The organism is Luteibacter sp. P4_E6, from assembly GCF_056401535.1.
Map to the genome: position 1 here is coordinate 1 of NZ_JBFUJE010000271.1, position 5,334 is coordinate 5,334.

The 5,334-nt window shown below is 65.8% G+C and carries 3 protein-coding genes; 2 read left to right on the forward strand and 1 reads right to left on the reverse strand.

The window, feature by feature from the left end; translation table 11 throughout:
- The coding region (locus tag AC1DT2_RS15090; protein WP_477297191.1) for an efflux RND transporter permease subunit at window positions 1-2,853 on the forward strand (2,853 nt) is incomplete at its 5' end.
- Window positions 2,850-4,199: an efflux transporter outer membrane subunit gene (locus AC1DT2_RS15095; protein ID WP_477297192.1), complete on the forward strand. Its 1,350-nt coding sequence runs from the start codon at window positions 2,850-2,852 to the stop codon at window positions 4,197-4,199. The genes AC1DT2_RS15090 and AC1DT2_RS15095, both read left to right, overlap by 4 nt.
- Window positions 4,200-4,204: 5 nt before the next feature.
- Here AC1DT2_RS15095 and AC1DT2_RS15100 read toward each other — a convergent pair whose 3' ends face one another.
- Window positions 4,205-5,044, reverse strand: coding sequence for a hypothetical protein (locus AC1DT2_RS15100; RefSeq protein ID WP_477297194.1), 840 nt, complete (start codon window positions 5,042-5,044; stop codon window positions 4,205-4,207).
- Between the last annotated feature and the right edge of the window lie 290 nt (window positions 5,045-5,334).

Below are 5,334 nucleotides of genomic sequence, written 5' to 3' on the forward strand. Positions count from 1 at the left end.
ACGGATATCCGTCTCAGCTTCGATTTCTCGCGCAACGTGGTCGGCGCGACACGCGACGTGCAGGCGGCAATCAATGCCGCTCGTGGCGACTTGCCCTCCGACATGCCGGGCAGCCCGACGTACCGCGCGGTCAGTTCCGCCGATGCCCCGGTGCTCGTGCTCAGCCTGACCTCGCGCGATGCGAGCCCGGGACAGATGTATGCGGTCGCCTCGACGACCTTCAGCCAGATGCTGGCGCAGGTGGACGGCGTGGGCGAGGTGGATCTCGTCGGCAGTTCGGTGCCGGCTGTCCGCATCGATCTGGACCCCACGGCGATGAACCAGCGCGGGGTGGGCTTCGAGCAGTTGCGCCACGCAGTCGCCGCGGCCGTCTCGAGCCAGGCCTCCGGGGCCTTGGACATCGGCGATCGCTACCTGCAGGTGACGACCAATGGCCAGCTCGATACGGCCGAGGCGTTCCGTTCGCTCGTGGTGGCCGGCCGTGACGGTACCGCCGTCTCCCTCGGTGACATCGCCCGCGTCGTCAATACCGTGCGCGATCCCAATAACGCGGCGCTCGCCAACGGTGAACCCGCGGTGCTGGCGCTGGTCCGCCACAAGGCCGGTGCCAACATCATCGAGGTGATCGACGGCATCACGAAGCGTTTGCCCGCGTTGCAGGCGTCGTTGCCCGGCGATATGAAGGTGAGCGTCATCGTCGATCGCGCGACCTCGGTACGCGGCTCCCTGAGCGGTGCCGAGCACACCCTGGCCCTGGCCGTGGTGCTGGTCGTCCTGGTGATGTTGCTGTTCCTGCGCGATGTACGCGCGGCGTTGATCGCCAGCGCGGTGGCGCCGATCTCGTTGCTCGGCGCCATGACGGTGATGTACCTGCTCGGATACAGCCWCGACATTCTCTCCCTGATGGCGCTGACGATCGCGGTGGGCTTCACCGTGGACGATGCCGTCGTGGTGGTGGAGAACATCGCCCGCCACATCGAAGACGGCATGGAGCCCCGCGAGGCCGCGCGGCTCGGTGCGGGCGAGGTCGGCCTTACCGTGCTTTCCATGAGCGCCGTGCTGATCGCGGTGTTCATCCCCTTGCTGCTGATGGGCGGCTACGTCGGCCTGTTCGTGCGCGAGTTCGCGGTCACGCTTGCGGTGGTGATCGTGATTTCCCTGGTGGTATCGCTGACTGTCGTGCCCATGTTGTGCGCGCTGTGGCTGAAGCCGGAAAGCACGCGTCGCGCCCATGGCCGCGTCTTCCAGTGGAGCGAGCGCGCGTTTGCCAGGCTGCAGAAGGCTTATGACGATAGCCTCGTCGTGGCGCTGCGCCGTGCGCCGTTGACCATGCTTTCCCTGCTCGCCGTGTTGTGTCTGAGCGTCGTGCTCTACATCGTGGTGCCCAAGGGTTTCTTCCCGCGCCAGGACACCGGTGAGCTGACGGGCGACTTCGATACCGACGGCAGCGCCTCCTTCCCGGTGGCCAGGGAGAAGCTGGCAAAGTTCCTCGATGTGGTGCGCGCCGACCCCGCCATCGCGAGCGTCGCCGGCTATGCCGAGCACGATTCGGGTTCGCTGTTCGCGACGCTCAAGCCGCTCTCCAAGCGCAACGCCAGCGCCGATGAGGTCGCGGCACGGCTGAACGTACAGCTGGCGAGGCTGTCCGGTGGCACCTTCACCGTGACCTCGGTGCAGAACATCCGCGTTGGTGGACGTCGCAGTCGCGCGTCGAACGAATACACGATCCAGGCCGATTCGCCGGAGCTGCTGCGAGCATGGGCGCCGCGGATCACCCAGGCTATGGCGACGATCCCCCAGATCAGCAACGTGCACAGTGACAATGGCGGCACCGCGCTGGCGACCTCACTGGACGTGGATCGCGACACCGCGGCGCAGTACGGCATCACCTATGCCCGCGTCGACGGCGTGTTACGCGATGCCTTTGCCGACCGGCGCGCGGCCACGATCTTCTCGCCGTCGGACCAGGTGCCCGTACTCATGGGCGTCGCGCCGGAGCATGCGCAATCGCCGGACGCGTTCAACCAGATCCTGGTGCCGGGCTCCGGCGGCAGCGAAGTGCCGTTGCTGATGCTGGGGCATGTCCGTCAGTTCAACGTGCCGCTGGGCATCTCCCATTACGGGCAGTCGCTGTCGGCGACGATTTCGTTCGACAGGGCGGCGGGCGTCTCGCTGTCCCAGGCGACCCAGGCGATCCAGCGTGCCGTGAATCGCACGGCGATGCCGACGTCGGTGCGCAGTACCTTCGCAGGCTCGGCGGGTGCGGCCCGGCAGGTGGCATCGAGCGAGCCCGCGCTGATCCTCGGCGCCTTCCTGACGCTGTTCATCGTCCTGGGCATCCTTTACGAAAGTTGCTTCCACCCCCTCACCATTCTGTCGACGCTGCCCTCGGCGGCCGTCGGTGCGGTGTTCGCGCTGATCCTGTTCCGTACCGATCTCGACGTCATCGCGTTGATCGGCATCTTCGCCCTCATCGGTATCGTGATGAAGAACGCGATCATGATGGTGGACTTCGCCCTTGCCGCGCAGCGAGGCGAGGGACTGACACCGGCCGAAGCGATCCAGAAAGCGTGCCGTCTGCGTTTCCGCCCTATCCTGATGACCTCGTTGGCGGTCATGGTCGCGGCGGTGCCCCTGGCGATTTCGCGAGGCGACGGCGCGGAAATGCATGCGCCGCTCGGCATCGCGATGGGTGGTGGTCTGGTAGTGAGCCAGTTGTTGACGCTTTACACGACCCCGGTTGTGTACCTTTATCTCGACAGATTCAGCAGGTGGGCAGGACGATGGACGCAGAGTTTCAGGGCCCGGGAAAATGCAGGATGGCCGGCCGGTCGTCAGGGGCCAACGTCATGATGCGCGCCATGCTTGTCGCCGGTGCCGTCGTGCTCATTGCCGCCTGTACCGAGGTCGGCCCGAACTACGTGCGTCCCGCCACGCACTCGCCGGCTGCTTACAAGGAAGCGGCCCCGCAGGACGCCCAGCACGCGACCGTGGCGCCGATTTCCGCCAGGTGGTGGGAAATCTATGACGACGCCACGCTCAACGCGCTGGTGTCGCAGGTGGCGGTGAGCAACCAGTCCCTGGCCGCGGCGGCTGCTCGCGTGCGCCAGGCCCAGGCGCTGATCCAGGTGGCGAAGGGGGCCGGCGTGCCTTCGGTTACGGCGGGCACGCTCAAGTCCGGCCGCAAGAACGAAAACGATATCGGTATCGGCGTCAGTTGGGAGCTGGACCTGTGGGGTCGGATCCGCCGTGATGTCGAGTCGCACCGCGCGATCGCCGAAGCGAGCAAGGACGACCTCGCCGCTGCCACCCTATCGATGCAGGGCCAGCTCGTGCAGAGCTATTTCGCGCTACGCCAGGACGACGCCACGATCGACCTCCTGCAGCGCTCCGCCGACGCTGCCGAGCAGTGGCACCGGATGGTGGGCAATCAGTACGCCCAGGGTCAGGCGTCAAGCGCCAATGTGGCCGACGCGACGATGAAGTCCAGCTCGGCGCAGCTGCAGCTGGCCGATACGAAGGCCGCGCGCGCCCAGCTCGAACACGCGATCGCGGTGATGCTCGGCAAGGCGCCGGCGGAGTTCTCCCTTGCTCCGGCACCCTTTGTCGCGAACGTGCCGGTGGTACCGACGGGTGTCCCCGCGAGCCTTCTCGAGCGCCGCCCGGATGTCGCCGCCAGTGAGCGCCGCATGGCCGCCGCCAGCGCCCGTATCGGTGTCGCCAAAGCCGAGACCCTGCCTTCGATCAATCTGGCCGCGGGTATCGGCATCCTGAAGGGTCCCACCGGAACGGCGGACATTCGCGCGCCGCTGTTCACCGGCGGTCGCCTGACCGGACAGCTCACCAACGCCGACGAAGCCTATAACGAGGCGGTCGCGAACTATCGGCAGACCGTGCTCGACGCGTTCCGCGAAGTGGAAGACGGCCTCGTGATCACCAGCACCCTGGCGGCTAACGCCGACATTCAGGCCAAGGCAGCCACGGCAGCGACGGAGTCGGACCGGGTCACGCAGAACCAGTACAAGCAAGGTGTCGCGGACTATCCCGCCGTCGTCGATGCCGCGAATGCGGCGCTCGACGCCGGCCGTGGCGAGCAGCAGCTTCGCCTTCGCCGCCTGGATGCCAGCGTGAACCTCATCATGGCCCTGGGTGGCGGTTGGCAGCCGGAGTCCGTGCGCGACCCGAAATCGCCGCGCTGAACCCATTACAAGGGATAGTGGGCGATCAGGGTTTCCAGGCGGGACCGGGTTTCCTTGGCCAGCGGCGCCGGCGTGTCGTAATGGCGCCGGCCCGATAGCGCCTCGGCGACCATTTCGTCGTGGCGCGAACCCATCAGGCCATTGATGGCGGCGAGGAACCGCGACATCCGGTAGGCGTGATCATTCGGACCGAGCGATCGCAGCGTGTCGTAATAGGACACCTGCATGCTGACGATCTTGCGCACCGCATGGAACTGATGGCCGGCGAAGGTGGTGCGAGCCACGGCTTGCTTCAGCGCGCGGATTTCCGATTTCTGCAGGGCGATGAGTCCCGCCTCGCTGTCGATCGGCGTGTGTTCCATCGCATGCTTCACGATCGACCAGACGGGCTTTGACAGCAGCAGTCGCAGCTTGAGGCCATAACGGACGATGCCGCTGCGCCGGCCACTGCGAAACGCATCCTGCAGTTTGCCGAGAGCGCGCGTGGTCAGGTCGAACAGGCGGCTCGACCGGTGACCCCTGCTGTATAGCCGTTGCGCGAAGCGCAGATGCTTGTACCGGGCGCGGATGTGTTTGAACTGAAGGCGTTCGTCGGCGCTGAACCCTTCATTGCGGAGCAGCTTCTCGACCAGTCCCAGCAATTCCTCACGTGTGAAGCCGTCTTCCCAGAACTGCAGGCAGACCGCATAGCACTGTCGCATGGTCTCCTGCGGGCAGGCCAGCACGATGGGGTCGGGCAGGGCGACATGGGCATCGACGATATCGTCCACATCCACGGCGTCGAACAAACGCCGCAGCGTTTCTGCCGGAAATTTCTGCCACGTGGGTCCACCACTGCGGGTCATTGCTGCGCTTCCTCTGGCGTGTACAACGAAAGCGTAGGTCGCTTGCGAGGTGACGAGCCCGCAAGTATTTACCGATTTGCTTTCAGTTTCCAGTCAGAGGAACRCAAATGTGCTCAATGCGGATACTGGGCGACCAGGGTCTCCAGGCGAGACCGGGTTTCGTTGGCCAAAGGTGCAGGCGTGTCGTAGTGCCGGCGGCCCGACAGGGACTCGGCGATGAGCTCGTCGTGTCGGGAACCCATCAGGCCATTGATGGCGGCGAGGAACCGCGACATCCGGTAGGCGTGATC